This window comes from Pseudomonas sp. S35, assembly GCF_009866765.1.
Classification (GTDB): Bacteria; Pseudomonadota; Gammaproteobacteria; order Pseudomonadales; family Pseudomonadaceae; genus Aquipseudomonas.
Genome location: NZ_CP019431.1, coordinates 2,023,216 through 2,047,471, shown reverse-complemented (window position 1 = coordinate 2,047,471; position 24,256 = coordinate 2,023,216). Strand labels below are relative to the sequence as shown.

General features: G+C 59.1%; 20 protein-coding genes. 7 read left to right on the top strand and 13 right to left on the bottom strand.

The window, feature by feature from the left end; all coding sequences use genetic code 11:
• The 4 genes from PspS35_RS09260 to fabB all read left to right on the top strand — a co-directional run bounded on the left by PspS35_RS09260 (window position 1) and on the right by fabB (window position 4,825).
• Window positions 1-930 carry an ABC transporter substrate-binding protein gene (locus PspS35_RS09260; protein WP_159933770.1) on the top strand — a complete coding sequence of 310 codons (930 nt, stop codon included), beginning with the start codon at window positions 1-3 and terminating at the stop codon, window positions 928-930.
• Window positions 927-2,828: an ATP-binding protein gene (locus tag PspS35_RS09255; RefSeq protein WP_159933768.1), complete on the top strand. Its 1,902-nt coding sequence runs from the start codon at window positions 927-929 to the stop codon at window positions 2,826-2,828. Before PspS35_RS09260 ends, PspS35_RS09255 begins: the two co-directional genes overlap by 4 nt.
• 249 nt (window positions 2,829-3,077) lie before the next feature.
• Window positions 3,078-3,593, top strand: coding sequence for a 3-hydroxyacyl-[acyl-carrier-protein] dehydratase FabA (gene fabA, locus PspS35_RS09250; protein WP_010211704.1), 516 nt, complete (start codon window positions 3,078-3,080; stop codon window positions 3,591-3,593).
• A gap of 11 nt (window positions 3,594-3,604) precedes the next feature.
• Complete coding sequence (gene fabB / locus PspS35_RS09245; RefSeq protein WP_159933766.1) at window positions 3,605-4,825, top strand: beta-ketoacyl-ACP synthase I; 1,221 nt, start codon at window positions 3,605-3,607, stop codon at window positions 4,823-4,825.
• A 175-nt stretch (window positions 4,826-5,000) separates the two neighbouring features.
• Here the strand turns inward: fabB and PspS35_RS09240 are convergent, their stop codons facing one another.
• Both PspS35_RS09240 and PspS35_RS09235 read right to left on the bottom strand, forming a co-directional pair.
• Window positions 5,001-6,626 carry a methyl-accepting chemotaxis protein gene (locus tag PspS35_RS09240; RefSeq protein ID WP_159933764.1) on the bottom strand — a complete coding sequence of 542 codons (1,626 nt, stop codon included), beginning with the start codon at window positions 6,624-6,626 and terminating at the stop codon, window positions 5,001-5,003.
• A 98-nt stretch (window positions 6,627-6,724) separates the two neighbouring features.
• Window positions 6,725-7,747 (bottom strand): amidohydrolase family protein, encoded by a 1,023-nt coding sequence (locus PspS35_RS09235; protein ID WP_159933762.1) that lies wholly within the window; start codon window positions 7,745-7,747, stop codon window positions 6,725-6,727.
• Window positions 7,748-7,887: 140 nt separating this feature from the next.
• On the opposite strand from PspS35_RS09235, the gene PspS35_RS09230 reads away from it, so the two are divergent.
• Both PspS35_RS09230 and PspS35_RS09225 read left to right on the top strand, forming a co-directional pair.
• A complete protein-coding gene (locus tag PspS35_RS09230) occupies window positions 7,888-8,304 on the top strand; it encodes an OsmC family protein (RefSeq protein WP_159933760.1) in 417 nt (138 codons plus the stop codon).
• A gap of 64 nt (window positions 8,305-8,368) precedes the next feature.
• The gene (locus tag PspS35_RS09225; RefSeq protein WP_159933758.1) at window positions 8,369-9,235 is read left to right on the top strand and encodes a pirin family protein; all 867 of its coding nucleotides are present in this window, start codon (window positions 8,369-8,371) and stop codon (window positions 9,233-9,235) included.
• Window positions 9,236-9,332: 97 nt separating this feature from the next.
• Here PspS35_RS09225 and PspS35_RS09220 read toward each other — a convergent pair whose 3' ends face one another.
• The 4 genes from PspS35_RS09220 to PspS35_RS09205 all read right to left on the bottom strand — a co-directional run bounded on the left by PspS35_RS09220 (window position 9,333) and on the right by PspS35_RS09205 (window position 13,047).
• Entirely contained in the window at window positions 9,333-10,061 is a 729-nt protein-coding gene (locus PspS35_RS09220) for a dienelactone hydrolase family protein (protein WP_159933756.1), read from the bottom strand.
• A gap of 66 nt (window positions 10,062-10,127) precedes the next feature.
• The gene (gene htpG / locus PspS35_RS09215) at window positions 10,128-12,032 is read right to left on the bottom strand and encodes a molecular chaperone HtpG (protein WP_159933754.1); all 1,905 of its coding nucleotides are present in this window, start codon (window positions 12,030-12,032) and stop codon (window positions 10,128-10,130) included.
• 89 nt (window positions 12,033-12,121) lie between these two features.
• Window positions 12,122-12,574: a PaaI family thioesterase gene (locus PspS35_RS09210; RefSeq protein ID WP_159933752.1), complete on the bottom strand. Its 453-nt coding sequence runs from the start codon at window positions 12,572-12,574 to the stop codon at window positions 12,122-12,124.
• Window positions 12,571-13,047: a PaaI family thioesterase gene (locus PspS35_RS09205; protein ID WP_159933750.1), complete on the bottom strand. Its 477-nt coding sequence runs from the start codon at window positions 13,045-13,047 to the stop codon at window positions 12,571-12,573. The genes PspS35_RS09210 and PspS35_RS09205 overlap by 4 nt, the downstream gene beginning before the upstream one ends.
• Window positions 13,048-13,205: 158 nt before the next feature.
• Between PspS35_RS09205 and PspS35_RS09200 the strand changes: the two genes are divergently transcribed.
• Window positions 13,206-13,457: a hypothetical protein gene (locus tag PspS35_RS09200; RefSeq protein ID WP_122306436.1), complete on the top strand. Its 252-nt coding sequence runs from the start codon at window positions 13,206-13,208 to the stop codon at window positions 13,455-13,457.
• A gap of 90 nt (window positions 13,458-13,547) precedes the next feature.
• Here PspS35_RS09200 and PspS35_RS09195 read toward each other — a convergent pair whose 3' ends face one another.
• From PspS35_RS09195 to PspS35_RS09165, 7 genes are all read right to left on the bottom strand, one after another.
• On the bottom strand, window positions 13,548-14,285 hold the full coding sequence (locus tag PspS35_RS09195; RefSeq protein WP_159933748.1) for a DUF599 family protein: 738 nt from the start codon (window positions 14,283-14,285) through the stop codon (window positions 13,548-13,550).
• A gap of 187 nt (window positions 14,286-14,472) precedes the next feature.
• Window positions 14,473-15,786, bottom strand: coding sequence for a branched-chain amino acid transport system II carrier protein (gene brnQ, locus PspS35_RS09190; protein ID WP_159933746.1), 1,314 nt, complete (start codon window positions 15,784-15,786; stop codon window positions 14,473-14,475).
• Window positions 15,787-16,204: 418 nt separating this feature from the next.
• Window positions 16,205-17,086 (bottom strand): succinate--CoA ligase subunit alpha, encoded by an 882-nt coding sequence (sucD, locus tag PspS35_RS09185; protein ID WP_017134448.1) that lies wholly within the window; start codon window positions 17,084-17,086, stop codon window positions 16,205-16,207.
• Window positions 17,086-18,252 (bottom strand): ADP-forming succinate--CoA ligase subunit beta, encoded by a 1,167-nt coding sequence (gene sucC / locus PspS35_RS09180; RefSeq protein WP_003210567.1) that lies wholly within the window; start codon window positions 18,250-18,252, stop codon window positions 17,086-17,088. The genes sucD and sucC overlap by 1 nt, the downstream gene beginning before the upstream one ends.
• Before the next feature lie 204 nt (window positions 18,253-18,456).
• On the bottom strand, window positions 18,457-19,893 hold the full coding sequence (gene lpdA / locus PspS35_RS09175) for a dihydrolipoyl dehydrogenase (RefSeq protein WP_159933744.1): 1,437 nt from the start codon (window positions 19,891-19,893) through the stop codon (window positions 18,457-18,459).
• 100 nt (window positions 19,894-19,993) lie between these two features.
• Window positions 19,994-21,214 carry a 2-oxoglutarate dehydrogenase complex dihydrolipoyllysine-residue succinyltransferase gene (gene odhB / locus PspS35_RS09170; protein ID WP_159933742.1) on the bottom strand — a complete coding sequence of 407 codons (1,221 nt, stop codon included), beginning with the start codon at window positions 21,212-21,214 and terminating at the stop codon, window positions 19,994-19,996.
• A gap of 44 nt (window positions 21,215-21,258) precedes the next feature.
• Window positions 21,259-24,090, bottom strand: coding sequence for a 2-oxoglutarate dehydrogenase E1 component (locus tag PspS35_RS09165; RefSeq protein ID WP_159933740.1), 2,832 nt, complete (start codon window positions 24,088-24,090; stop codon window positions 21,259-21,261).
• Window positions 24,091-24,256: the final 166 nt, after the last annotated feature.

The window sequence follows — 24,256 nt, the reverse complement described above, 5'->3', positions numbered from 1 at the left end:
ATGGGCGACTCGTCACGGATGACCTTCTTCTTTATCTATAAGCTCTGGATGCGCGGCGCGCTGCTGGTGTGCCTGCTGCTGGCCACCCCGGCATGGAGTGCCGATATCTTGCTGACCGCCGCCGAAGACGGAGCGGGCGTGCAAGCCTTTACCCAGGCACTGGCCGGGCAACGCCCTGAAGACCGTGTCACCTTTACACCCCTTCAAGATCTGCCAGCGCCAAGCCACCTGCCCGCCGGCACGCGCCTGATCCTGCTCGACCTGCCTGGCCTCGACTGGCGCCTGCAAGACCCCCAAGGCCCGCCGACGTTGGTCCTGCGCATTAGTCGACTACAGGCTCATCAGCGCCCGGAGGCCTCACGGCATGCGCGGATCAGCCTGCTGTGGAGCGACCCACCGCTGGAGCGGCAACTGCAGCTGATCGCCAGCGTCTTGCCCCAGGCACGGCGCATCGGCGTGCTCTACGGGGTCGACAGTGAATTCCTGCTGCCCGAACTGCGCCAGTATGCGGCGGCATTGGCGCTGCAGATTGTGCCCCAGCGCTGGGACAACATTAACGACAGTCGCCCGCTGCAATCGCTGTTCAGGAACAGTGACGTCTTGCTCGGCCTGGATGACCCGCAACTGTATAACCCGAAAACCGCAAAGAACCTGTTGCTGAGCAGCTACGCCCAGCAATTGCCGCTGGTCGGCCCGAATGCAGGGTTTGTCCGCGCGGGCAGCCTGGCCAGCACCTACAGCGACCAAGCCGACTGGCTGGCGGTGCTCGACCGCCTGCTGGACCAGCCGCCTGCCCATTGGCCGCACGCGCTGTACCCGGAACACTTCCAAGTCGTGAGCAACCCGCAAGTCGCGCGCTCACTGGGGATCGAACAGGTTGACGAAGCCAGCGTCGCTGCCCGATTGGCCGAAGGAGAAAAACGCCCATGACCTTGCGCCGTCGTTGGGACATCAACACCCGTACCCAACTCATTACCCTGGGCCCGGCACTTTTGCTGACGTTGCTGCTGATCAGCTTCTTTACCTTCGTGCGGATTCAGGACCTGCGCCAAGAACTGGACCATACCGGTCAACTGATTGCCAACCAACTGGCTCCCGCCACTGAATACGGGGTGATTTCCGGTAACAACGACGTGCTCGAAAGCCTGCTGCGCGCCACGCTGGCGACTCCTCACGTACGCTTTCTGGAAATTCAGGACAGCACCGAAAACATACTGGTGTACGTCGAACAACCGTCGGAAAAGCACGATCGTTCACTGTCGGTAAAAGTGTTCCAGGCACCGATCCGCCTGCAACATATCCAGCTGGGCAATGACTTTTTCCAGGACAACCTCAATGACGCCAAGGCCCCTCGCGCCGACTACCTGGGCCGGGTGATCGTCGGCATGTCCAACGACGCGTTCAGCCAGCGACAGCAAGAGATTCTGTTCAAGGCCGGTATCCTCGCGCTGTTTGCCCTGCTGTTTACGTTCCTGCTAGCCCGGCGCCTGGCCGCGAGCCTGTCACAACCGATCAGCGACATGGGCAATGCGGTCAAGGCCATCCAGCAAGGCGACTACAAGACGCCGCTGCCGATTGTCGATGACTCGGAGCTTGGCGACCTGTCTCGGCATATCAACAACCTTGCCGAAGGCCTTAACCAAGCCAGCCGTGAACAACATCAGGCTATGGCCCAGTTGATCCAGACCCGCGAGGAGGCCGAACGGGCGAACAGCGCCAAATCGGACTTCCTGGCAATGATGAGCCATGAACTGCGCACGCCGATGAACGGTGTGCTGGGCATGCTGCAACTGCTGGAAACCACCGAGATGACTGAGGAGCAGACCGAATACGCGGCACTGGCCTCAGAGTCCACCGAGCACTTGCTCAAGGTCATCAACGACATTCTCGATTTCTCGCGCATCGAACGAGCGGCTCTGGAGCTGGAACATATTCCGTTCAACCTGGCCGACCTGATCAACAGTTGCGCCCAGGCCTTCCAGCACAGCGCCCAGCAGCGGGGGCTGACGCTCAACCTGCCGATTCCGCCGGGGCTGGACACCTTGCGGGTGCAGGGCGACCCGACGCGTATCCGCCAGATTCTGGTGAACCTGATCGGCAATGCGTTGAAGTTTACCGAACACGGCAACGTCAGCGTCGAACCACACTGGCAGACCCTCGACGATGAACTGGTGTGGTTCACCTGCACCGTGCGCGACAGCGGCATCGGGATTTGCGCCGAACGCTTGGAGTTGATGTTCGATGCATTCCAGCAAGCCGACAGTTCCATTTCAAGACGTTACGGCGGTACCGGCCTGGGCCTGCCTATTGCCCGCACCCTGGCCGAACGCATGGGCGGCACACTGCGCGCCCAGAGCGAAGAAGGCCGGGGCTCAGTATTTACCCTGGAAATCCCCCTGGCCATCGACCTGCACAGCCTGCCGGCGATTGCACCGAACGCGGAAGGCAAACACAGCACAGGCGATGGCCGCCATGTGTTGCTGGTGGAGGACAACCCGGTCAACCGCACCGTGGTGGAAGCCATGTTGCGCAGCCTGGGCTTTGAAGTGAGCCTGGCCACCGACGGCGCCGAGGCCATCCGCAGCGCCGAGAGCCTGATGTTCACGGCGATCCTGATGGATTGTAGGCTGCCACTCATTGACGGTTACGAGGCCACCCGGCAGATCCGCCAGTTGCCGGGCTGCGCAGACCTGCCGATTATCGCCCTCACCGCCAATGCCTTGCAGGGCGACCGTGAAGCCTGCCTGGCGGCCGGCATGAACGATTACCTCGCCAAGCCGTTCAAACGTACGGATTTGCAAAAAATCCTGCAGCGTTGGGTGCAATAGCCTCACGCCATCAGCCAACTGCGACTGGCGTGAAAGACGAAAGTGCGGCAGTCTTAGGCACCCGAACGGGCCGATAAACAGGCCCGGTTTAAAATTTCAGTGAACAAGTGTACATTCAGTACCTTAACGCTGTGACTTTCACTACAACGCAATAGTCTATGTATAGGCTGCCGACATGAGGCATGAACGCTTCATTCGGTTCGGGAAGATTTGCCCTACCCTGCCGCATGGGATTATTGAGGAGCTCGCATGACCAAACAAAACGCCTTTACCCGGGAAGACCTGCTGCGCTGCAGTCGCGGTGAGCTGTTCGGCCCAGGTAACGCGCAACTGCCCGCCCCGAACATGCTGATGGTGGATCGCATCACCCATATCAGCGAAGAGGGTGGCAAGTACGGCAAAGGTGAATTGGTCGCCGAGCTGGATATCACCCCGGACCTGTGGTTCTTCGCCTGCCATTTCGAAGGTGACCCTGTGATGCCGGGCTGCCTGGGCCTCGATGCCATGTGGCAACTGGTGGGTTTCTTCCTCGGCTGGCAAGGCCTGCCGGGCCGCGGCCGCGCCCTGGGTTCGGGCGAAGTGAAGTTCTTTGGGCAGGTGCTGCCGACCGCCAAGAAAGTCACCTACAACATTCAAATCAAGCGCGTCCTCAAGGGCAAGCTGAACCTGGCCATCGCCGATGGTTCGGTAAGCGTCGACGGTCGCGAGATCTATACTGCCGAAGGCCTTCGGGTTGGCGTATTCACTTCCACTGACAACTTTTAAGGGTTATCCGCATGCGCCGCGTCGTTATCACTGGTCTGGGCATCGTTTCTTGCCTGGGCAATGACAAAGAGACCGTCACCGCTAACCTGCGTGCAAGTCGCCCTGGCATCCGCTTCAACTCGGAATATGCCGAAATGGGTCTGCGTAGCCAGGTTTCCGGCTCCATCGACCTGCCCCTCGAAGAACTGATCGATCGCAAGATCTATCGCTTCGTCGGCCACGCTGCCGCCTACGCCTACCTGGCCATGAAAGACGCCATCGCCGACTCCGGCCTCAGCGAAGACCAGGTATCGAACGTACGCACCGGCCTGATTGCCGGTTCGGGCGGCGCATCCACCCTGAACCAGATGGAAGCACTGGACATCCTGCGCGAAAAAGGCGTCAAGCGCGTTGGCCCGTATCGTGTCACACGGACCATGGGCAGCACCGTTTCCGCCTGCCTGGCCACGCCATTCGCCATCAAGGGCGTGAACTACTCGATCTCCTCCGCCTGCGCTACCAGTGCTCACTGCATCGGTACTGCGGTCGAGCAGATCCAGTTGGGCAAGCAGGACATCGTGTTTGCCGGCGGCGGCGAAGAAGAGCATTGGAGCCAATCGTTCCTGTTCGACGCAATGGGCGCACTGTCCACCCAGTACAACGAAACCCCGGAAAAGGCCTCCCGCGCCTACGACGCCAAGCGTGACGGTTTCGTCATCGCCGGCGGTGGCGGCATGGTGGTGGTCGAGGAGCTGGAACATGCTCTGGCCCGTGGTGCCAAGATCTACGCGGAAATCGTCGGCTACGGCGCTACTTCCGATGGCTACGACATGGTTGCCCCAAGCGGTGAAGGCGCCATCCGCTGCATGCAGATGGCCATGTCCACTGTAGATACCCCAATCGACTACCTGAACACCCACGGCACCTCGACTCCGGTCGGCGACGCCAAGGAAATGGAAGGCGTGCGTGCGGTATTCGGCGACAAGGCTCCGGCCATCAGTTCCACCAAGAGCCTGTCCGGTCACTCCCTGGGCGCCGCCGGCGTTCACGAAGCGATCTACTGCCTGCTGATGATGGAAGGCAACTTCATGGCCGGTTCGGCCAATATCGACGAGATCGACCCGGTCGTCGCCGATATGCCGATCCTGACCAAGACCGTTGAAAACGCCAAGATCGACACCGTGATGAGCAACAGCTTCGGCTTCGGTGGCACTAACGCCACCCTGGTGCTGAAACGCTGGCAGGGTAAGTAAGACCTGTAGGTTGATCACCTGAAAAAGCCCCGACTGGTTCGGGGCTTTTTTATGAGCAACTGAATGAGACCGAATCGCCGGTATCGAGGGCACGCCCCCCTCCCACACTCGACCGCATTCTTTGGGCAATGTGGGAGGGGGCTTGCTCCCGATAGGGCCACCTCGGCCCCCAGCACTACACCGAAAACCGCGCCACCATCGAATTCAAATCCACCGCCAACCGCGACAACTCCTGGCTCGCCGCACTGGTCTGGTTCGCCCCGGCAGACGTCTGATGCGCCAAGTCACGGATATTCATCAAGTTGCGATCCACCTCCCGCGCCACCGCCGCCTGCTGTTCCGACGCGCTGGCAATTACCAGGTTGCGCTCATTGATCAGCGTGAATGCCGACGCAATCGCCTCCAGCGCTGTCCCCGCCGACTTGGCGATATCCAGCGTGGAGCGCGCCCGGATGTTGCTCTGCTGCATTGAACTGACAGCTTGCTCCGTGCCCTGCTGAATCGCGCTGATCATCTGCTCGATTTCCTGGGTCGACTGCTGGGTACGATGGGCCAGCGCACGCACCTCATCGGCCACCACGGCAAACCCGCGCCCGGCATCCCCGGCCCGCGCAGCTTCGATAGCGGCATTGAGCGCCAACAGGTTGGTCTGCTCGGCAATCGAGCGAATCACGTCCAGTACCTTGCTGATGCCATAGACCTTTTGCGCCAAGTCCTCGACCTGGGTCGCATTGGCCGTCACATCCGAGGCCAGGGCCTCAATCGACACCACCGTCTGCTGGACCTGCTCACGCCCTTGCTGGGCGATACGGTCAGACTCGCGGGATGCCTGGGACGTAGCCACAGCATTGCCTGCCACCTCCTCCACCGCCGCCGTCATCTGGTTGACCGCCGTCGCGGCCTGTTCGATTTCCTGGCTTTGCTGGTGCAAGCCACGGGTGGCGTCCTCGGTGACGCAACTGAGCTCCTCGGAGGCTGATGCCAGTTGGCTGGACGATTCGGAGATACGCCGGATGGTCTCACGCAACGTGTCCTGCATGCCCTTGAGCGCTCGCTGCAAACGCGCAGGCTCATCCTTGCCACTCACGACAATCTCCCCAGTCAGATCGCCACTGGCGACGTTCTGGGCAACCTGAAGCGACTGCGCAAGTGGCAACACGATACTGCGGGTCAGCCAGACCGCCAGGCCGATGGTGATCAGCGTGGCCAGGGCGATCATGGCGATCACCCAGGTTCGCGACTGGCTGAACACATTCTGTGCCTGCCTTGCCGCCTCGTTGGCACTGGCCTTGTTCAGATTGACCAGGGCGCGCAGGGTCAGCGCCATTTGATCGGCCAACTGGTTCATCTCACCATTGACCACCTGGGTCGCATCCTCCAGCCGATTGGCCTTGGACAACGCCACCACCTGTTCCTGGCGCTGCAGGTAGCCCTGCTGCTCGCCCTCGAAACGATCAAACAGCACACGCTCTTCAGGCAGCACGATCAACGCTTCGTACAACTGCTCGGCAGTACGCAGCGCCGCTTTGGTCTCGGTGATTTTCTGCTCGTTCTGCGCCACCGCCTGGGGCTCGCGACTGACCAACAAACGCAAGGTCAGCGCACGAATGCGCAACACATCCTGGCTCATCTCCCCCACCGCCATTACGCTTGGCAACCAGTTGTTCTCCACTTGGTCCGACTGCTGGCGCATATTGCCCATCTGCAGCAGCGCAAAGCCGCCCAGGGCAAACACCATCAACGCCAACACGCCAAACCCCAAACCGGCACGGGGGGCGATATTCAAACTTCTGATACTCATGCCTTCGGCTCCTTCCAAATGCGCTGCATCCATTTGCAGCTGGCTGCTTTGAAAGGTATCGGCGCCTCAGCGCGTTTGCGTAAGACCAAAACGCGATATCAACGGGCAACCCCATCGCGAGTGGTTTTGGGCAGGATGGCCAGGAAATTGTCCTGCGCCACCTTGTGGGCAATATCCTCGGGAAGCGCGTCAAGGAAGGGATCAAAGCGGCGCATTTCCTTGCCCAGCTTATTGAAACGCCCGACCACGTCCGAACCCAGCATAAAGCGCTCCGGAAAGCGCTCCACCAGCCTTATCCATTGCGGCCGAGGCTTGCCCGCATCGTCCAGCAAGTACGGCGTGAGCATGCTCCAGGACAGGTCGATGTACAGATTGGGATAGGCCTCCAGCATCCGGGTCAAGGTGGGCAGCAAGAAGTCCATCTGGACCTGGTGGCGGTGAATCTCCTTGCTGGTCCCGGCATGGGCCCAGATAAAGCGCGTGTGCGGATGGTTGCGCAGCGGCTCTTCGACTTCAGCGAGGTACAGCGGGTTGCGCTCACGCTTGGAGGTGATGTTCGAGTGCAGCATCACCGGCAGGTCGTTTTCGGCCGCCAGATGGTAAATGCGTGTCATCGCCTCGTTGTTGGCACGCGGGGTGTCGCCGGACGTAAGCGCCGTGAGGTCATCGTGACGGGTGAACACCTCGCCGATGCCCTGCCACAACCCTGGATTGAGGTCGAGCATGCGCTGGATATGGGCAGCGGAGTTCTTGTCATTGGGGTTGAAGCCGCTCAAAAACGGGTGAAAGTGCTGGCGCTGTTCAGCGGTGAGCTTGTTCACGGCCGCAGCGACGATCACGTCAGTGGCGCTGTACCAATAGGCATCGGCATCATCACCGGCGTAGTAGCGCGGACGCTTGGGCTCGTCTTCGTGCCATTTTTTTGCCACGGGAATGCCGGAAATCATCACGTGCTCGATGCGATTCTCGGCCATGGCCTTGAGCAATTTATCCATGCCGGCCGTTTCCTGGAAAAAATCCACGTAATGCAGATGCGCATCGCTGTAGGCATAGTCGCGAGCCTGCGCGGCAAGGCTGCTGGCGGCGAGCAACAGGGCGAGACTCAGGCGGGTCCAGGGCACGGTACAACCTCGATAAGGGCCAATACGGGTAGACCTTGCACCGCGCATCAGGGTTCACCGCGGAAAAAACGCGGAACACTGAAGTGCCAGCATGCTCTATAACTGCATGACCTTCATCCTGCCACCCTGTGAGGTTTGCCATGTCTGTTACCGTGAATACGCTGAACGCTGAAAACTTGCGCCACAGTGTCAACATCAATAGTCACGAGCTGTTTACCGACCTGCCCAAGAGCCTGGGCGGCGACGACTCGGCGCCCTCCCCCCACGATTACTTCGATGCCGCACTGGCGTCGTGCAAGGCCTTGACTGTCAGGCTCTATGCCCAAAAGAAAGACATCCCGCTGACCGGCGTGACCGTGGAAGTCACCCACGACGCTGCCGAAGAGCAAAAGGGCAAGTACAAGCTCAACGTCAAATTGACCCTCAAGGGTGTGCTCACCGACGCGCAACGCGATGAACTGCATCGCGTTGCGGACAAGTGCCCAGTGCACAAGCTGATGACCACTGCCGAGATCAGCATCGACACCCAGCTGTCCGAAGGCGCCTTCAGCCAATAGCGGCAACCTCGCGTCGAGCGGGTTATGCTCAATCACACCTAACCCGCTCAGACTGGGACGCACCATGACCACCCTCACCGTGATCCGCCCTCGCCCCGAAGACGTCGAAGGCCAACCGATCCTGCGCCCCTTGCCGTCGCGGGAGTGCCGCAGCGTCGGGCCCTTTGTGTTCTTCGATCATATGTTGCACACCCGCTACGCGCCGGGCAGCGGCATGAATATCCGCCAGCATCCACATATTGGCTTGTCCACCCTCACCTATCTGTTCGAGGGTGCGCTGCAGCATAAGGACAGCCTGGGCTCCGATCAGGTGGTGCAGGCCGGTGATGTCAGCTGGATGACTGCCGGCAGTGCGATCGCCCATGTCGAACGCACACCCGAGGCGCTCAAGGCCAGCGGGTTCAGCCTGCATGGGCTGCAAGTGTGGCTGGCGTCGCCCAAGGATCATGAGACCGGACCCGGCCATTACAGCCACCACCCAGCGGCGGAACTACCGGTGAGTGACAACCTGGGTGTGCAGATTCGCCTGATCGCGGGCAGTGGGTTTTGCCTGAAATCGCCGGTGCCGGTGCTTTCACCCACGTTCTACGCCGAAGTGCAGATGCAGACGGCCACCACCTTGCAGATCCCGGACGAGCATGAAGAACGGGCGGTGTATGTGCTGGCGGGTGAAGCGCAACTGGACGGTGAGGCGCTGCAAGTGCATAGCCTGGTGGTATTGCCGAGCGGGCAGGAGATGACGCTGTTTGCCGAGTCCGATTGCCACCTGATGGTATTCGGCGGTGCACCTTTGGATGGGCCGCGGCGGATCAATTGGAATTTTGTGGCGAGTGATCCTTTGAGGATTGAACAGGCGCGGCAGCGCTGGGCGGCTGGGGAGTGGCCGACGGTGCCGGGGGAGTCTGAAAGAATTGAGTTACCAGTGAGGTAGCTATCGGGGGCAAGCCCCCTCCCACCTTGAATGTGTTCATAGTTCAAAATGTGGGAGGAGGCTTGCCCCCGATGAGGCCAGAACAGCCGCTGGAGCTTTAACCCTTGAACACTTCATCCAACAAGTTATGCATCGACTGGAACGCCCGCGCAGCGGTCTTCGCGTCGTACATCATCTTGCCCGGCACATTGGCATGCGGGTCGGTAAAGGAATGCACCGCGCCGCCGTAGCTCAGCAATTGCCAATCCACACCCGCTGCGTTCATCTCATCTTCAAACGCCGGCAGTTGTTCTTTCGGCACCAATGGGTCGGATGCGCCATGCAGCACCAGCACCGAGCCCTTGATGTTCTTGGCATCCGCCGGGTTCGGCGTGTCGAGGGTGCCGTGGAACGACACGGCAGCCTTCAACGGCGCGCCGGTACGGGCCAGCTCCAGGGAGCAGCACCCACCGAAGCAGAAACCGAAGGTCGCCAGCTTGGTGGTATCCACCGCCGCTTCCGTCTGGCCTTGCAGTTGCTCAAAGGCCGCCTGCATGCGCTTGTTCAGCAACGGACGATCATTTTTCAACGGCATCATCGCCGCGCCGGCCTCATCACCATTCGACGGGCGTACGCTTTGCCCGTACAGATCAGCGATCAGCACCACATAGCCTTTGCCGGCAACGGCCTTGGCGATCTCTTCGGCACCCGCACTTACACCCATCCAGTTCGGCGCCATCAGCAGGCCTGGCAACGGGCCCTTGTGGCTGGCATCGAACGCCAGACGGCTCTCATAAGACTGGCCATCAATCTGATAGACCACGGAACGCACAGTGACTTGGCTCATCATTTACTCCAGTTGAGGTGCAGTAGAACGAAAAAACCCGCCGAAGCGGGTTTTTCTACAACGGGGTCAAACCGACAGTTCGACCAACAGCTTGTTCAGGCGGCGCACATAAGCGGCCGGATCCTTGAGGCTGTCGCCAGCGGCCAGGGCCGCTTGGTCGAAGAGGATGTGCGACAGGTCGCCAAACCGCTCTTCGCTCTGCTCGCCGTCGAGCTTCTCGATCAGCGGGTGAGCCGGGTTGAATTCGAAGATCGGCTTGGAATCCGGCACCTTCTGGCCGCTGGCTTCGAGGATCTGGCGCATCTGCATGCCCAGGTCCTGCTCGCCGATGGCCAGGATCGCCGGGGAGTCGGTCAGGCGGTGGGAAACCCGCACTTCGCTGACCGCATCGCCCAGGGCCGTCTTGATCCGCTCAACCAGACCTTCTTTGGCCTTGGCGACTTCTTCGGCTTCCTTCTTCTCTTCTTCGGAGTCCAGGTTGCCCAAGTCCAGGTCGCCACGGGCCACGTCGACGAAAGTCTTGCCGTCGAACTCGCTGAGGTAGCTCATCAGCCACTCATCGATTCGGTCGGTCAGCAGCAGCACTTCGATGCCTTTCTTGCGGAAGACTTCCAGGTGCGGGCTGTTCTTGACCTGAGCGTAGGTTTCGCCGGTCAGGTAGTAGATCTTGTCCTGACCTTCCTTGGCGCGTGCCAGGTATTCGGCCAGGGACACGACCTGCTCGCCGTCTTCGCCTTGAGTGGAGGCAAAACGCAGCAGACCGGCGATTTTTTCCTTGTTGGCGAAATCTTCCGCCGGGCCTTCTTTCATGACCTGGCCGAAGTTTTTCCAGAAGCCTTTGTATTGCTCAGGCTCGTTCTTCGCCAATTTCTCCAGCATGTCGAGGACACGCTTGGTCAACGCCGACTTCATGGAGTCGATGATCGGGTCTTTCTGCAGGATTTCCCGCGACACGTTCAGCGACAGGTCATTGGAGTCAACCACGCCTTTGATGAAGCGCAGGTACAGCGGCAGGAACGATTCCGCCTGATCCATCACGAACACGCGCTGCACGTAGAGCTTCAGGCCTTTGGGCGCTTCACGCTGGTACAGGTCGAACGGAGCACGGGCCGGTACGTAGAGCAGCGAGCTGTATTCCAGCTTGCCTTCGACCTTGTTGTGGCTCCAGCTCAGCGGGTTTTCGTAGTCGTGGGCGATGTGCTTGTAGAACTCCTGGTATTCCTCGTCCTTCACTTCAGTGCGAGGGCGGGTCCACAGGGCGCTGGCACGGTTGACCACTTCCCATTCCTGGGCAGGCGCTTCTTCGCCTTCGGCGGCGGCCTGTTCTTTCGGCAACTCGATCGGCAGCGCGATGTGGTCGGAGTACTTCTTGATGATGTTGCGCAGGCGGTAGCCGTCGGCAAACTCATCTTCAGCGTCTTTAAGATGCAGCACGATGCGGGTGCCACGGTCGGCTTTATCGATGGTGGCGATTTCAAACTCGCCCTCACCTTTAGAAGACCAGTGCACGCCCTCGCCGGCAGCGAGGCCGGCACGACGGCTGAACACTTCAACCTTGTCAGCCACGATAAAGGCCGAGTAGAAGCCCACACCGAACTGGCCGATCAGGTGCGAATCTTTCTTCTGGTCGCCCGACAGGTTTTTCATGAAATCGGCAGTACCGGATTTGGCGATCGTCCCCAGGTGGGTGATCGCATCCTCACGGCTCATGCCAATACCGTTGTCTTCGAGGGTGACGGTCTTGGCGTCTTTGTCGAAGCTCACACGGATTTTCAGTTCGGCGCCACCTTCCAGCAACTCAGGCTTGGACAGGGCTTCGAAACGTAATTTGTCGACAGCGTCAGAGGCGTTCGAGATCAATTCGCGAAGGAAAATTTCCTTGTTGGAATACAGCGAATGGATCATGAGGTGCAGCAGTTGCTTCACCTCGGTCTGGAAGCCCAGGGTTTCCTTTTGAGTTTCCACACTCATGGTCATCAAACTCCAATTGGATGGCAGTGGCCGCGTCCTTGAGGGTTGGCGGCGGGTTGTCATCAAAGTTGGGGGCTAAGACCAGGATTTCAAGGGCGGTTTGTTTCCTCAATCTTGAAATGCGCGCGGGCGGTGGCAATCGGTTGCTCCGCAGTGCTTTGCCAGGCGGTGATGGCCACATTTGCCACCCGTCGGCCTTGGCGCCACACCTGGCAGGTGGCGTAGGTGTCGCGAAACTGGCCGGCACGCAGGTAATCCAGAGAGAAATCGATGATTTTCGGCAGGCCCGGCGCACCCGTAAACACCAGCAGGTGCAACGCTGCCGACACCTCCATGAAGCCCGCAATTACCCCGCCGTGCAGCGCCGGCAATATGGGGTTACCAATGTTGTCCTTGTTGGCGGGCAGCCGAAACAGCAACTCGTCGCCCAGGCGAGTGCATTCGATGCCAATCAGCTTGGCGTAGGGGATCAAGTCGAGCAGGGCCTCGTAGTTACCACGCTCATGGGCCTGCTCCAGACGGGTCTTGAACCGATGCGTCATGCCCGCTCCCCCTTGATTGCACTGCCCAGGCCTTGGGCCCCCTTCAGGCGCTTGCCCATGCGTATGAACGTGCCGACAACATGGGCAATGGGCTGCTGCGGGTCATCCTGGTAGGCGACGCCACGGGTAAAGATCACATCACTGGTCACCCGATAGCATTGGGCGAAACCGTACACCGGCTTGTGGGGTTCGGCGGGATGCATGTAGTCGATACGCAGGTCCAGGGTCGGGCACACCTCGAATTCGGGTAACACGCACAAGGTGGCCATCCCACAGGCGGTATCCATCAGCGACGTTAACGCACCGCCGTGGATCACGCCGGTGTGGGGGTCACCGACAATTGCCAAGGCATATGGCAACATCAGGGTCATGCCCTCCTCGCTTGCCTCGTGAACACTAATTCCGAGTACCTGGCAATGGCGCAGGGCCGATACAAAGCGCGTCGCACGCTCTAACAGGGGGTTTTCGGTCATTCGATAAAGACTCTTATTTGTATGGATCGGCGGAGTAGTCCGTGCGGGTTAAAGTTCCTTGGCGCGTGCTGTTTATATATCTGCGTAATAAAAGGAACTAATGCTGAGCCGCCACGCTCGAAAGGCCAGTAGATATCTTCAATAAGGAGAAACACCCCATGCGCAAGACTTTAGCTATTTCCATGATGCTCGCCGCTGCCCTCGGTCTCGCTGCCTGCGACAAAAAATCCGAAGACAAAGCCCAAGACGCCGCCGCGCACTCTGAGCAAGCTCAGAAAGATATGGCGAAGGCTCAGGATAAAGTGAACGACGCTGCGAAAGAAAACGCCGATGCTGCCAAAGCTCAGGCTGAATCGAACGAAGCCGCCGCAAAAGAGGCAGCACCTGCTACTCCAACCACCGGTTCTTGATACCGCGGTTTGAAATAGCGTCGCTGCAAAAAGAAAGCCCGCTTAGATAGCGGGCTTTTCTTTGTCTGCTGCTTTTAATCGCCGCGCTAACTAAGGCAGCTCTTTAACCGGCTCCGGCAGCGGCGTATCTGTCTGCGTATACACCATCACTTGCAATACGTCGGAATGAAACTCTCGACGATACAGTACGAGTACCACCCCACTGCTCATCAACATGAACAGCCAGGGGCTGACAAACCATGCCAGCATGGTCATGCCGAAGTAATAAGCGCGCAACCCAAAGTTGAATTGGTTAGCCGCCATGGAAATCACTCGTGCCGCCCGCAACGCAAAGGCCTTACGCTCCTGCTCTGACACATGCCGCTCACCGATCATCGGCGCCGACCCCACCAGCACTGCCGCAAAGTTGTATTGGCGCATGCACCAACTGAACGTGAAGAAGGCATAGACGAACACCAACGCCAGGCACAACAACTTGATCTCCGACATGCCCTGGGATGCCTGCTGCACCATAGGGATGTCCGCCAGCAACGACACGGCCCGTTCGGAAGCCCCCAGCACGGTGAGAATACCGGCGAGGATGATCAGTGTGCTGGAGGCGAAGAACGAGGCGTTACGCTCCAGGTTGCCGATCACGCTGGCGTCGGCGATACGGTTGTCGCGTAGCAGCATGCGCCGCATCCAATCTTCACGATACAGATGCAACACACTCGCCAGGCACGCGGTGTCACGGGCCTTCCAGGTGGCATAACGGGTGTAGCCGCCCCAGCACAACACGAACCAGAGGGCGGCAAGCAGGTGGACTTGATTGGCTTCGACGAACGACATGCGGGTCCTAGTACAGGGTAAAGGATGGCGGAATACGGTCCAACTGTGGGAGGGGCGATGCGACGGTTCGACTTGCTGCCTCCCACACTGATCCAATTGCAACTTTAGAAGGTGTCGCCTTATAAGCATAAAAAATGCCCCATATCGAATGATACGGGGCATTTCAGTAGAGCCTGTGATACGTCGCTTAAGCGATCGCTTCGCTACGCTTGCCGAGCACACGGTCAACGACTACCGCTACCACCAGCACCATCACCGACGGCACCAGCCAGGCCAGGCCTTGTTCGCTCAATGGCAAGTTGGCCAACGGTGAAGGCATCCAGCCCGCCAGGCCCGCGCCCTTGAGTGCGTCGATGCAACCAAAGATGAACGACACCAGCATCACCGGGCCAACGATACGGCCCTGCTCCTGCCAGAAGTCTTTGCAGAAGCTCAACGCTACCAGCACGATGCACGGCGGGTAGATCGCAGTCAGCACCGGGATCGAGAAGGCAATCAGCTTGGTCAGGCCCAGGTTGGACACGAACAGCGAGAACAGCGCCAGGATCACGACCAGGGTCTTGTAGGACAGAGGCAGGATTTTGCTGAAGTACTCGGCGCAGGCACAGGTGAGGCCCACTGCAGTCACCAGGCACGCCAGCGAGATCAGCACCGCCAGGAAACCACTGCCCAACGAACCGAAGGTGTGTTGCACGTAAGCATGCAATACGGCAGCGCCATTGGCTGCACCGGCCGCCACTTCGTGACTGCCCGCACCCAGGCGGAACAAGCTGACGTACACCAGCGCAAGGCCCACGCCGGCAATCAGGCCGGCAATGATCGCGTAGCGCGTGATCAGCTTCGGCGACTCGACGCCACGGGAGCGGATGGCGTTGACGATCACGATGCCAAATACCAGCGCGCCCAGGGTATCCATGGTCAGGTAACCATTGATAAAACCTTGGGAGAACGGTGCGGCGACGTATTCCGGGGTGGCGACACCCACTTCACCGGCCGGCAACGCAAACGCGGCGATGCCGAGGATGGCCAGCGCGATGATCTTCAGCGGTGCAAGGAAGCGACCCACAGTGTCCAGCAGACGCCCTGGGTAAAGGGACACAAAGAACACCACCAGGAAGTACACCGAGCTGTAGAGGAACAGCGCCAGCGGGCTTTCGCCGGTCAGCGGCGCCAGGCCCACTTCAAAGGACACGGTCGCAGTACGTGGGGTGGCAAACAGCGGCCCTACCGCCAGATACGCCGCCGCAGCGAGCAGGCCACCGGCGATCTTGCCGATCGGGCTGCTCAACGCGTCCATACCGCCGCCGACCTTGGCCAGGGCGATCACAGTGACCACCGGCAAACCGACCGCGGTGATCAAGAAGCCCAGCGCTGCCATCCAGACGTGAGGTCCGGACTGCAAGCCAACGATAGGCGGGAAGATGATGTTACCGGCGCCCACGAACAGGGCGAAGGTCATAAAGCCCAACGCCAGGATGTCCTGGCTTTTCAACACTTTCATTTCGGGAAATACCACACTACTGAATCGGAATTTAGAGAGGGATTCCCTGTGGATGAGGGAAATACTGCCGGCCCTGATCGGGGCTGACCGGTCTAGCGCGGGGCTTCCTTTTGGGAGGCACACGCATAAAGAGGCGGCTAGGGTACAGAATTAAGCCCACAAACGCACTGTTGCGGGGCGATCTGTCCGATAAGCGACATCTCAATGTCGCGTTTTCGTACTTTATTTTGGCAATACGCTCAAATGAGGAAGGTAGCTTGCCCCCGATGGCAGTGGTTCAGTCAATACATCAAGTGACTGCCATACCGCTATCGGGGGCAAGCCCCCTCCCACATTTGAATCTTCAACAACCTGCAGAATGCACAAAGGCCACCCGAAGGTGGCCTTTGCCTGGTGAAGCGTCAGCTAAGCGCGAGGCTTATTTGACAGCCCAACCGGTCAGCTCGGACAAAGCCTTGCCGATGTCTGCCAGCGAACGCACGGTTTTAACGCCTGCGTCTTCCAGGGCAGCAAACTTCTCGTCTGCAGTGCCCTTGCCGCCAGAGATGATTGCGCCAGCATGGCCCATGCGCTTGCCCGCAGGGGCAGTCACACCAGCGATGTAGGAAACAACCGGCTTGGTCACGTGTGCCTTGATGTAGGCAGCCGCTTCTTCTTCAGCCGAACCGCCGATCTCACCGATCATCACGATTGCTTCGGTCTTCGGGTCTTCCTGGAACAGTTTCAGGATGTCGATGAAGTTCGAACCTGGGATCGGGTCACCGCCAATGCCGACGCAAGTCGACTGACCGAAACCGGCGTCAGTGGTCTGCTTCACAGCTTCGTAGGTCAGGGTGCCGGAACGGGAAACGATACCGACTTTACCTGGCAAGTGAATGTGACCTGGCATGATGCCGATCTTGCATTCGCCTGGGGTGATCACGCCTGGGCAGTTAGGGCCGATCAGGGTAACACCCAGCTCGTCGCACTTAACTTTAGCGTCCAGCATGTCCAGGGTAGGAATGCCTTCAGTGATGCAGACGATCAGCTTGATGCCGCCGAAGGCTGCTTCCAGGATGGAATCTTTGCAGAAAGGAGCTGGAACGTAGATAACGCTGGCGGTAGCGCCAGTTTTTTCTACAGCGTCTTTCACAGTGTTGAACACTGGCAGACCCAGGTGCTCGGTGCCGCCTTTGCCCGGAGTTACGCCACCCACCATCTTGGTGCCGTATTCGATGGCTTGCTGGGTGTGGAAACTACCTTGCGAACCGGTAATACCCTGGCAGATAACTTTGGTGTCTTTATTGATCAGGACGCTCATTACTTGCCCTCCGCAGCTTTGACAACTTGTTGAGCAGCGTCGGTCAGGCTGGTAGCCGCGATGATGTTCAAACCGCTTTCTGCCAGTACTTTAGCGCCCAGTTCAGCGTTGTTACCTTCAAGGCGAACAACAACCGGGATTTTCACGCCGACTTCTTTCACTGCGCCGATGATGCCTTCGGCAATCATGTCGCAACGAACGATGCCGCCGAAGATGTTGACCAATACTGCAGCGACGTTGGAGTCGGACAGGATGATCTTGAACGCTTCGGTAACGCGTTCTTTGGTAGCACCGCCGCCTACGTCAAGGAAGTTGGCTGGTTTGCCGCCATGCAGGTTGACGATGTCCATGGTACCCATGGCCAGGCCAGCACCGTTGACCATGCAACCGATGTTACCTTCCAGGGCTACGTAGTTCAGTTCGAACTTGGCAGCGTGCGCTTCGCGCGGATCGTCTTGCGACGGATCGTGGAAAGTCTTCAGCTTAGGCTGACGGTACATGGCGTTGGCGTCGATGTTGATCTTGGCGTCGAGGCAGTGCAGATCGCCATCAGCCTTGATCACCAGCGGGTTCACTTCCAGCAGGGCCAGATCGTGATCCTGGAACAGTTTGGCCAGACCTACGAAGATCTTGGCGAACTGGGCAACTTGCTTGCCTTCCAGGCCCAGCTGGAAAGCCAGCTCGCGACCCTGGAATGGCTGAGCGCCAACCAGTGGATCGATAGTGGCTTTCAGAATTTTTTCTGGGGTTTCTTCGGCGATCTTCTCAATGTCCACGCCACCTTCGGTGGAAGCCATGAACACGATGCGACGGCTCGAACGGTCAACGACAGCGCCCAGGTACAGCTCTTTAGCGATATCAGTGCACGATTCAACCAGGATCTTGGTGACTGGCTGGCCGTTGGCATCAGTCTGGTAAGTCACCAGACGCTTGCCCAGCCACTGCTGTGCGAAGGCCTTGGCGTCTTCTTTGCTGCGAACCAGCTTAACGCCGCCCGCTTTACCGCGACCACCCGCGTGGACCTGGGCTTTGACAACCCACTCGGTACCACCGATTTTGTCGCAGGCTTCTGCTGCTGCTTCCGGGGTGTCTACTGCGTAGCCCTTGGAAACTGGCAGGCCGTATTCAGCGAACAGCTGCTTACCCTGATACTCGTGAAGATTCATGCTTTTTACCGTCTTCGTTAGGTACTGCGCATTCGGCGCTGCGCTCATGATGAGTGCCGCGCCACCTGTGACTGCTGCTCGCGCAACTTGCTGGGCTTATGGCCCGTAAAGCTGCGCAAGACTGCGTCCAGCGGATATTCCGCGGTGAGTCTTGCGCGCAAGGCTCACGACGGGCAACTCCGCCGTGGTTTCTTATTATCTCGCTTAGCGCTTCTTGCGGTTGGCGATGTGAATGGCGCCGCCATTCACAGCCAACGCTGCTTCGTGCAACGCTTCGGACAGGGTCGGATGGGAGAAGACCATCATGCCCAGGTCCTCGGCACTGGTGCCGAATTCCATACCGATCGCGCCTTGCTGAACCAGTTCTGCAGCGCTCGGGCCAATCACGTGGACGCCCAATACGCGGTCAGTCTTGGCATCAGCGATGACTTTGACAAAACCACCGGTGTCGTTGGCTGCCATGGCACGGCCAGACGCAGCGAACGGGAAGGTGCCGACGTTAACTTCAACGCCTTCAGCTTTCAACTGCTGTTCGTTCTTGCCGACCCATGCAATTTCCGGGTGGGTGTAGATAACCGATGGGATCAGGTCGTAGTTCATCTGGGTTTTGTGGCCCTTGATGCGCTCGACAACCATGATGCCTTCTTCGGAAGCCTTGTGCGCCAGCATCATGCCGCGAACTACGTCGCCGATGGCGTAGACGCCAGGCACGGTGGTCGCGCAGTGATCGTCAACGTGCACATAACCGCGCTCGTCGAGGGTCACGCCGCTGTCGGCTGCCAGCAGGTCGGTGGTCACTGGACGGCGACCAACGGCTACGATCAGCTTGTCGAAGGTGATGGTTTTTTCGCCATCCTTGTCGGTGTAGTTGACAACAACTTCTTCACCGTTAACTTTCGAGCCAGTGACGCGTGCGCCCAGCTTGATGTCCAGACCTTGTTTGGTCAGGGTTTTCAGCGCTTCTTTGGACACAGCGGTGTCGGCAGCCAGCAGGAACGTATCCAGGGCTTCCAGCACAGTCACTTCGGAACCCAGGCGGGACCAGACCGAACCCAATTCCAGGCCGATCACGCCAGCGCCGATCACGCCCAGGCGCTTGGGAACGGCTTGGAATTCCAGGGCGCCGGTCGAATCGACGATCACGTTCTGGTCGACTGGAGCCGGTGGAATGTCGATTGGACGCGAACCTGGAGCCAGGATCACGTTCTCGGCTTCGATGACTTCAACCGAACCGTCAGGCTTGGTGATTTCAATTTTCTTGCCGGCCAGCAGTTTGCCGTGACCTTGCAGGGAAGTGACGCCGTTGGCCTTGAACAAGGTCGCAACGCCGGAAGTCAGGCCTTTAACGATGTTGGCTTTACGGCCGACCATTGCTGGTACGTCCATGGTCACGCCAGCGTGGTTGATACCGTGGATCGCGAAGCCATCTTGGGCTTCGTGGAATTTCCAGGAGCTGTCCAGCAGCGCCTTGGAAGGAATGCAACCAACGTTCAGGCAGGTACCGCCCAGTGCCAGTTTGCCTTCCTTGTCGGTGTATTTTTCGATGCAAGCAGTCGAGAGGCCCAGTTGCGCGGCCTTGATGGCGGCAACATAGCCGCCAGGACCTGCACCAATCACTACAACGTCAAATTTCTGCGACATGAAAATAGATCCTCTATTTAGCGACAAGCTTCAAGCGTCAAGCTGCAAGCCAAGCTGATTTTTCTTACAGCTTGCAGCTCGCAGCTTGAAGCTGCTTTTATCAGATATCCAGCAGCAGACGCGCCGGGTCTTCCAGCAGGTTCTTGATGGTCACCAGGAAAGTCACGGCTTCTTTACCATCGATCAGGCGGTGATCGTAAGACAGTGCCAGGTACATCATTGGGCGGATCACGACCTGGCCGTTGATGGCCATCGGACGCTGGATGATGTTGTGCATGCCCAGGATCGCGGCTTGTGGCGGGTTGACGATCGGAGTCGACATCATCGAACCGAAGGTACCACCGTTGGTGATGGTGAAGGTACCACCGGTCATCTCGTCGATGGTCAGCTTGCCGTCACGGGCTTTCTTGCCGAAGCCGGCGATGCCGCCTTCGATTTCAGCCAGGCTCATCAGCTCGGCGTTACGCAGAACCGGAACCACCAGGCCACGGTCGCTGGACACGGCAACGCCGACGTCTGCATAACCATGGTAAACGATGTCGCCGCCGTCGATGGAAGCGTTGACTGCCGGGAAGCGTTTCAGCGCTTCGGTGGCCGCTTTCACGAAGAACGACATGAAGCCCAGGCGCACGCCGTTGTGGGACTTCTCGAACAGATCCTTGTACTTCGAACGCAGGGCCATGACTTCGGTCATGTCGACTTCATTGAAAGTGGTCAGCATCGCCATGTTCGACTGTGCTTCAACCAGGCGCTTGGCCACGGTGGCACGTACGCGAGTCATCGGCACGCGCTTCTCGGTGCGGTCGCCAGCAGCGAACACTGGAGCGGCGGCAGCTGGCGCAGCAGCCTTGACAGGTGCGGCAGCTGGCGCGTTTTTCTTGGCTTCAACAGCAGCAACCACGTCTTCCTTGGTCACGCGGCCGTCTTTGCCAGTGCCTTTGATGGAAGCCAGGTTGATGCCGTTTTCTTCAGCCAGCTGGCGAGCAGCCGGTGCAGCGATTGGATCTTCGCCACCTGCAGCAGGCGCAGCAGCTGGAGCCGAAGCAGCAGCGGCTGGTGCAGCGGCTGCAGGAGCAGCAGCGCTGCCCGCTTCGATCGAGCCCAGTACCTGGTTGGACAGGACGGTAGCGCCCTCTTCGGCAACGATTGCGCCCAGCACGCCGTCAGCTTCGGCCAACACTTCCAGAACGACTTTGTCGGTCTCGATGTCGACGATCAGGTCGTCACGCTTTACAGCGTCGCCTGGTTTCTTGTGCCAAGTGGCAACGGTGCCATCGGCAACCGATTCCGGGAATGACGGGGCTTTGATTTCGATAGCCATTATCTGTGGGTCCTTAAAATTCGGTTTCAGTCAGCGCGAAGGCGTTAAACAGTGAAAGCATCTTGCAGCAGTTTTTCCTGCTGCTCGGCGTGCATCGACGCATAACCACAAGCAGGTGCAGCAGAAGCATCACGACCGGCGTACTCCAGGCCCAAGGCCTTGTTGTGGTTGCCGATGCTGCGACGCAGGTGATGCTGGCTGCTGTACCACGCGCCCTGGTTCATCGGTTCTTCCTGACACCACACAACATTCGTGAGGTTGGTGTAAGGCGCGATGATCTCCATGAGGTCATCTTCCGGGAACGGGTAAAGCTGCTCGATACGCACGATGGCGATGTCTTCGCGGCCTTCGGCACGACGTTTTTCCAGCAAGTCGTAGTAAACCTTGCCGCTGCACAAGACCAGGCGAGTGACCTTGGCCGCGTCGAGCGTGTCGATTTCTGGAATCACGGTCTGGAACGAACCGTCCGCCAGATCTTCCAGGGTCGAGATGGCCAGTTTGTGACGCAGCAGCGATTTCGGGGTCAGCACTACCAGCGGCTTGCGCAGCGGGCGGATCACCTGGCGACGCAGCAAGTGGTAGATCTGGGCCGGCGTAGTCGGCACGCACACCTGGATATTGTGCTCGGCGCACAGTTGCAGGTAACGCTCCAGACGGGCCGAGGAGTGCTCCGGACCCTGACCTTCATAACCGTGTGGCAACAGCATGGTCAGACCGCACAGACGGCCCCACTTGTGCTCGCCGCTGGTGATGAACTGGTCGATAACCACCTGGGCACCGTTGGCGAAGTCGCCGAACTGGGCTTCCCAGATCACCAGCGCCTGCGGCGTGGTGGTCGAGTAACCGTATTCGAACGCCAGTACGGCTTCTTCGGACAGGAACGAATCGTACAGGTCGAAACGCGGCTGGCCTTCGTACAGGTTCTGCAACGGGATGTAGGTGCCCGCGTCTTTCTGGTTGTGCAGCACAGCATGACGGTGCGAGAACGTACCGCGGCCGATGTCCTGGCCAGTCATGCGGATCGGGTGACCTTCGAACGCCAGGGTAGCGTACGCCATGGTTTCGGCGTAACCCCAGTTGATCGGCAGGCCGCCGGCTTGCATCTTTTGACGGTCTTCGTAGATCTTCGCAACCTGGCGCTGCACCACGAAGCCTTCTGGAATTTCCAGCAGCTTGGCGGACAGTTCCTGCAAGGTCTTGAGGTCGAACGAGGTGTCGTGACGCGCAGTCCAGGTGTGACCCAGGTACGGACGCCAGTCCACGAACAGCTCTTTGTTCGGTTCTTTGACCAGGCTTTTTACTACGTGCAGACCGTTGTCCAGCGCGTTGCGGTATTCATCGATTTTCGCCTGAACACGCGCATCATCCAACACACCGGCCTTGGTCAGGCTTTCGGCGTACAGCTCACGGGTGGTGCGCTGTTTGGTGATCTGCTGGTACATCAACGGCTGGGTGCCGCTTGGTTCGTCAGCTTCGTTGTGACCGCGACGGCGGTAGCAAACGAGGTCGATCACCACGTCACGCTTGAACTGCATGCGGTAGTCGACAGCCAGTTGGGTCACGAACAACACGGCTTCCGGATCATCACCATTCACATGGAGGATCGGCGCCTGGATCATCTTGGCAACGTCGGTGGCGTACTCGGTAGAGCGCGCATCCAGCGGGTTGCTGATGGTGAAGCCAACTTGGTTGTTGATGACGATGTGAACGGTACCGCCGGTCTTGAAGCCGCGGGTCTGCGACATCTGGAACGTTTCCAAAACCACGCCTTGACCGGCGAACGCCGCGTCACCGTGGATGGAAATCGGCAGGACCTTTTCACCGGTGGTGTCGTTACGACGATCCTGGCGAGCACGGACCGAACCCTCGACCACTGGAGAAACGATTTCCAGGTGGGATGGGTTGAAGGCCATGGCCAGGTGAACTTCACCGCCGGTGGTCATCACGTTGGACGAGAAGCCCTGGTGGTATTTAACGTCACCGGAACCCAGCTCGACCTTCTTCTTGCCTTCGAACTCGTCGAACAGCTCGCGCGGGTTCTTGCCGAAGGTGTTGACCAACACGTTCAAGCGGCCACGGTGGGCCATGCCGATCACGATTTCCTTGGTACCGTAGGAACCGGAACGCTGGATCAGCTCGTCGAGCATCGGGATCAGGCTTTCGCCGCCTTCCAGGCCGAAACGCTTGGTGCCCGGGTATTTGGTACCCAGGTATTTCTCCAGGCCTTCGGCTGCGGTCACGCGCTCGAGCAGGTGGCTGCGTACGTCAGCGGACAGCACCGGACGACCACGCACGCCTTCCAGGCGATGCTGGAACCAGTGGCGTTGCTCGGAATCGGTGATGTGCGTGAACTCAGCGCCGATGGTGCGGCAATATGTCTGCTGCAACGCTTCGTGAATTTCGCGTAGGCTCGCTTCCTCTTTGCCGATGAACAGGTCGCCGGCACGGAAGGTCGTATCAAGATCGGCATTGGTCAAGCCGTAATGATTGATCGACAGGTCAGCAGGTGCAGGACGCTGCCAGAGCCCCAGCGGGTCAAGCTGGGCCGCCTGGTGGCCACGCATCCGGTAGGCCTGGATCAGTCGCAGTACTTCAACTTGCTTCTTCTCGTGCTCACTGCTCACGCTGCCGGCGGAAACCGGTTGGGCGCGGCGCTGGTTCTTTGCCAGCAGCACAAACTGATCGCGAATTGTTGCGTGCGATACATCGGTGGCAGCGTTGCCGTCAGAAGACAACGTCTGAAATTTGGTGCGCCATTCTTCTGGCACAGCGTTAGGGTCGTGCAGGTAGAGCTCATAAAGCTCTTCCACATAGGCAGCGTTACCACCTGAAAGATAGCCGCTGTTCCACATGCGCTGCATCACGCTTTCTTGCATGCTTGGTCACCCTCGATTTGGGGACACCACCGGCGAAAACACCGAGTTTGCTTGCAAAAGGCCAAGTGCAGCGACCAAAACAAGCCACTTAGGATCACGCTGATAGTTCGGGTACCAACCCGAATGCCCCTGCTTGTCTCATTTCTTCAAAATAAGAGCCGCGGCT

What these genes read in the sequence shown, in the direction of transcription:
- PspS35_RS09260 (WP_159933770.1), top strand. Translation starts at nt 1, where the DNA reads ATGGGCGACTCGTCACGGATGACCTTCTTCTTTATCTATAAGCTCTGG.
- PspS35_RS09255 (WP_159933768.1), top strand. Translation starts at nt 927, where the DNA reads ATGACCTTGCGCCGTCGTTGGGACATCAACACCCGTACCCAACTCATT.
- fabA (WP_010211704.1), top strand. Translation starts at nt 3,078, where the DNA reads ATGACCAAACAAAACGCCTTTACCCGGGAAGACCTGCTGCGCTGCAGT.
- fabB (WP_159933766.1), top strand. Translation starts at nt 3,605, where the DNA reads ATGCGCCGCGTCGTTATCACTGGTCTGGGCATCGTTTCTTGCCTGGGC.
- PspS35_RS09240 (WP_159933764.1), bottom strand. Translation starts at nt 6,626, where the DNA reads ATGAGTATCAGAAGTTTGAATATCGCCCCCCGTGCCGGTTTGGGGTTT.
- PspS35_RS09230 (WP_159933760.1), top strand. Translation starts at nt 7,888, where the DNA reads ATGTCTGTTACCGTGAATACGCTGAACGCTGAAAACTTGCGCCACAGT.
- PspS35_RS09225 (WP_159933758.1), top strand. Translation starts at nt 8,369, where the DNA reads ATGACCACCCTCACCGTGATCCGCCCTCGCCCCGAAGACGTCGAAGGC.
- PspS35_RS09220 (WP_159933756.1), bottom strand. Translation starts at nt 10,061, where the DNA reads ATGAGCCAAGTCACTGTGCGTTCCGTGGTCTATCAGATTGATGGCCAG.
- htpG (WP_159933754.1), bottom strand. Translation starts at nt 12,032, where the DNA reads ATGAGTGTGGAAACTCAAAAGGAAACCCTGGGCTTCCAGACCGAGGTG.
- PspS35_RS09210 (WP_159933752.1), bottom strand. Translation starts at nt 12,574, where the DNA reads ATGACGCATCGGTTCAAGACCCGTCTGGAGCAGGCCCATGAGCGTGGT.
- PspS35_RS09205 (WP_159933750.1), bottom strand. Translation starts at nt 13,047, where the DNA reads ATGACCGAAAACCCCCTGTTAGAGCGTGCGACGCGCTTTGTATCGGCC.
- PspS35_RS09200 (WP_122306436.1), top strand. Translation starts at nt 13,206, where the DNA reads ATGCGCAAGACTTTAGCTATTTCCATGATGCTCGCCGCTGCCCTCGGT.
- PspS35_RS09195 (WP_159933748.1), bottom strand. Translation starts at nt 14,285, where the DNA reads ATGTCGTTCGTCGAAGCCAATCAAGTCCACCTGCTTGCCGCCCTCTGG.
- brnQ (WP_159933746.1), bottom strand. Translation starts at nt 15,786, where the DNA reads ATGAAAGTGTTGAAAAGCCAGGACATCCTGGCGTTGGGCTTTATGACC.
- sucD (WP_017134448.1), bottom strand. Translation starts at nt 17,086, where the DNA reads ATGAGCGTCCTGATCAATAAAGACACCAAAGTTATCTGCCAGGGTATT.
- sucC (WP_003210567.1), bottom strand. Translation starts at nt 18,252, where the DNA reads ATGAATCTTCACGAGTATCAGGGTAAGCAGCTGTTCGCTGAATACGGC.
- lpdA (WP_159933744.1), bottom strand. Translation starts at nt 19,893, where the DNA reads ATGTCGCAGAAATTTGACGTTGTAGTGATTGGTGCAGGTCCTGGCGGC.
- odhB (WP_159933742.1), bottom strand. Translation starts at nt 21,214, where the DNA reads ATGGCTATCGAAATCAAAGCCCCGTCATTCCCGGAATCGGTTGCCGAT.
- PspS35_RS09165 (WP_159933740.1), bottom strand. Translation starts at nt 24,090, where the DNA reads ATGCAAGAAAGCGTGATGCAGCGCATGTGGAACAGCGGCTATCTTTCA.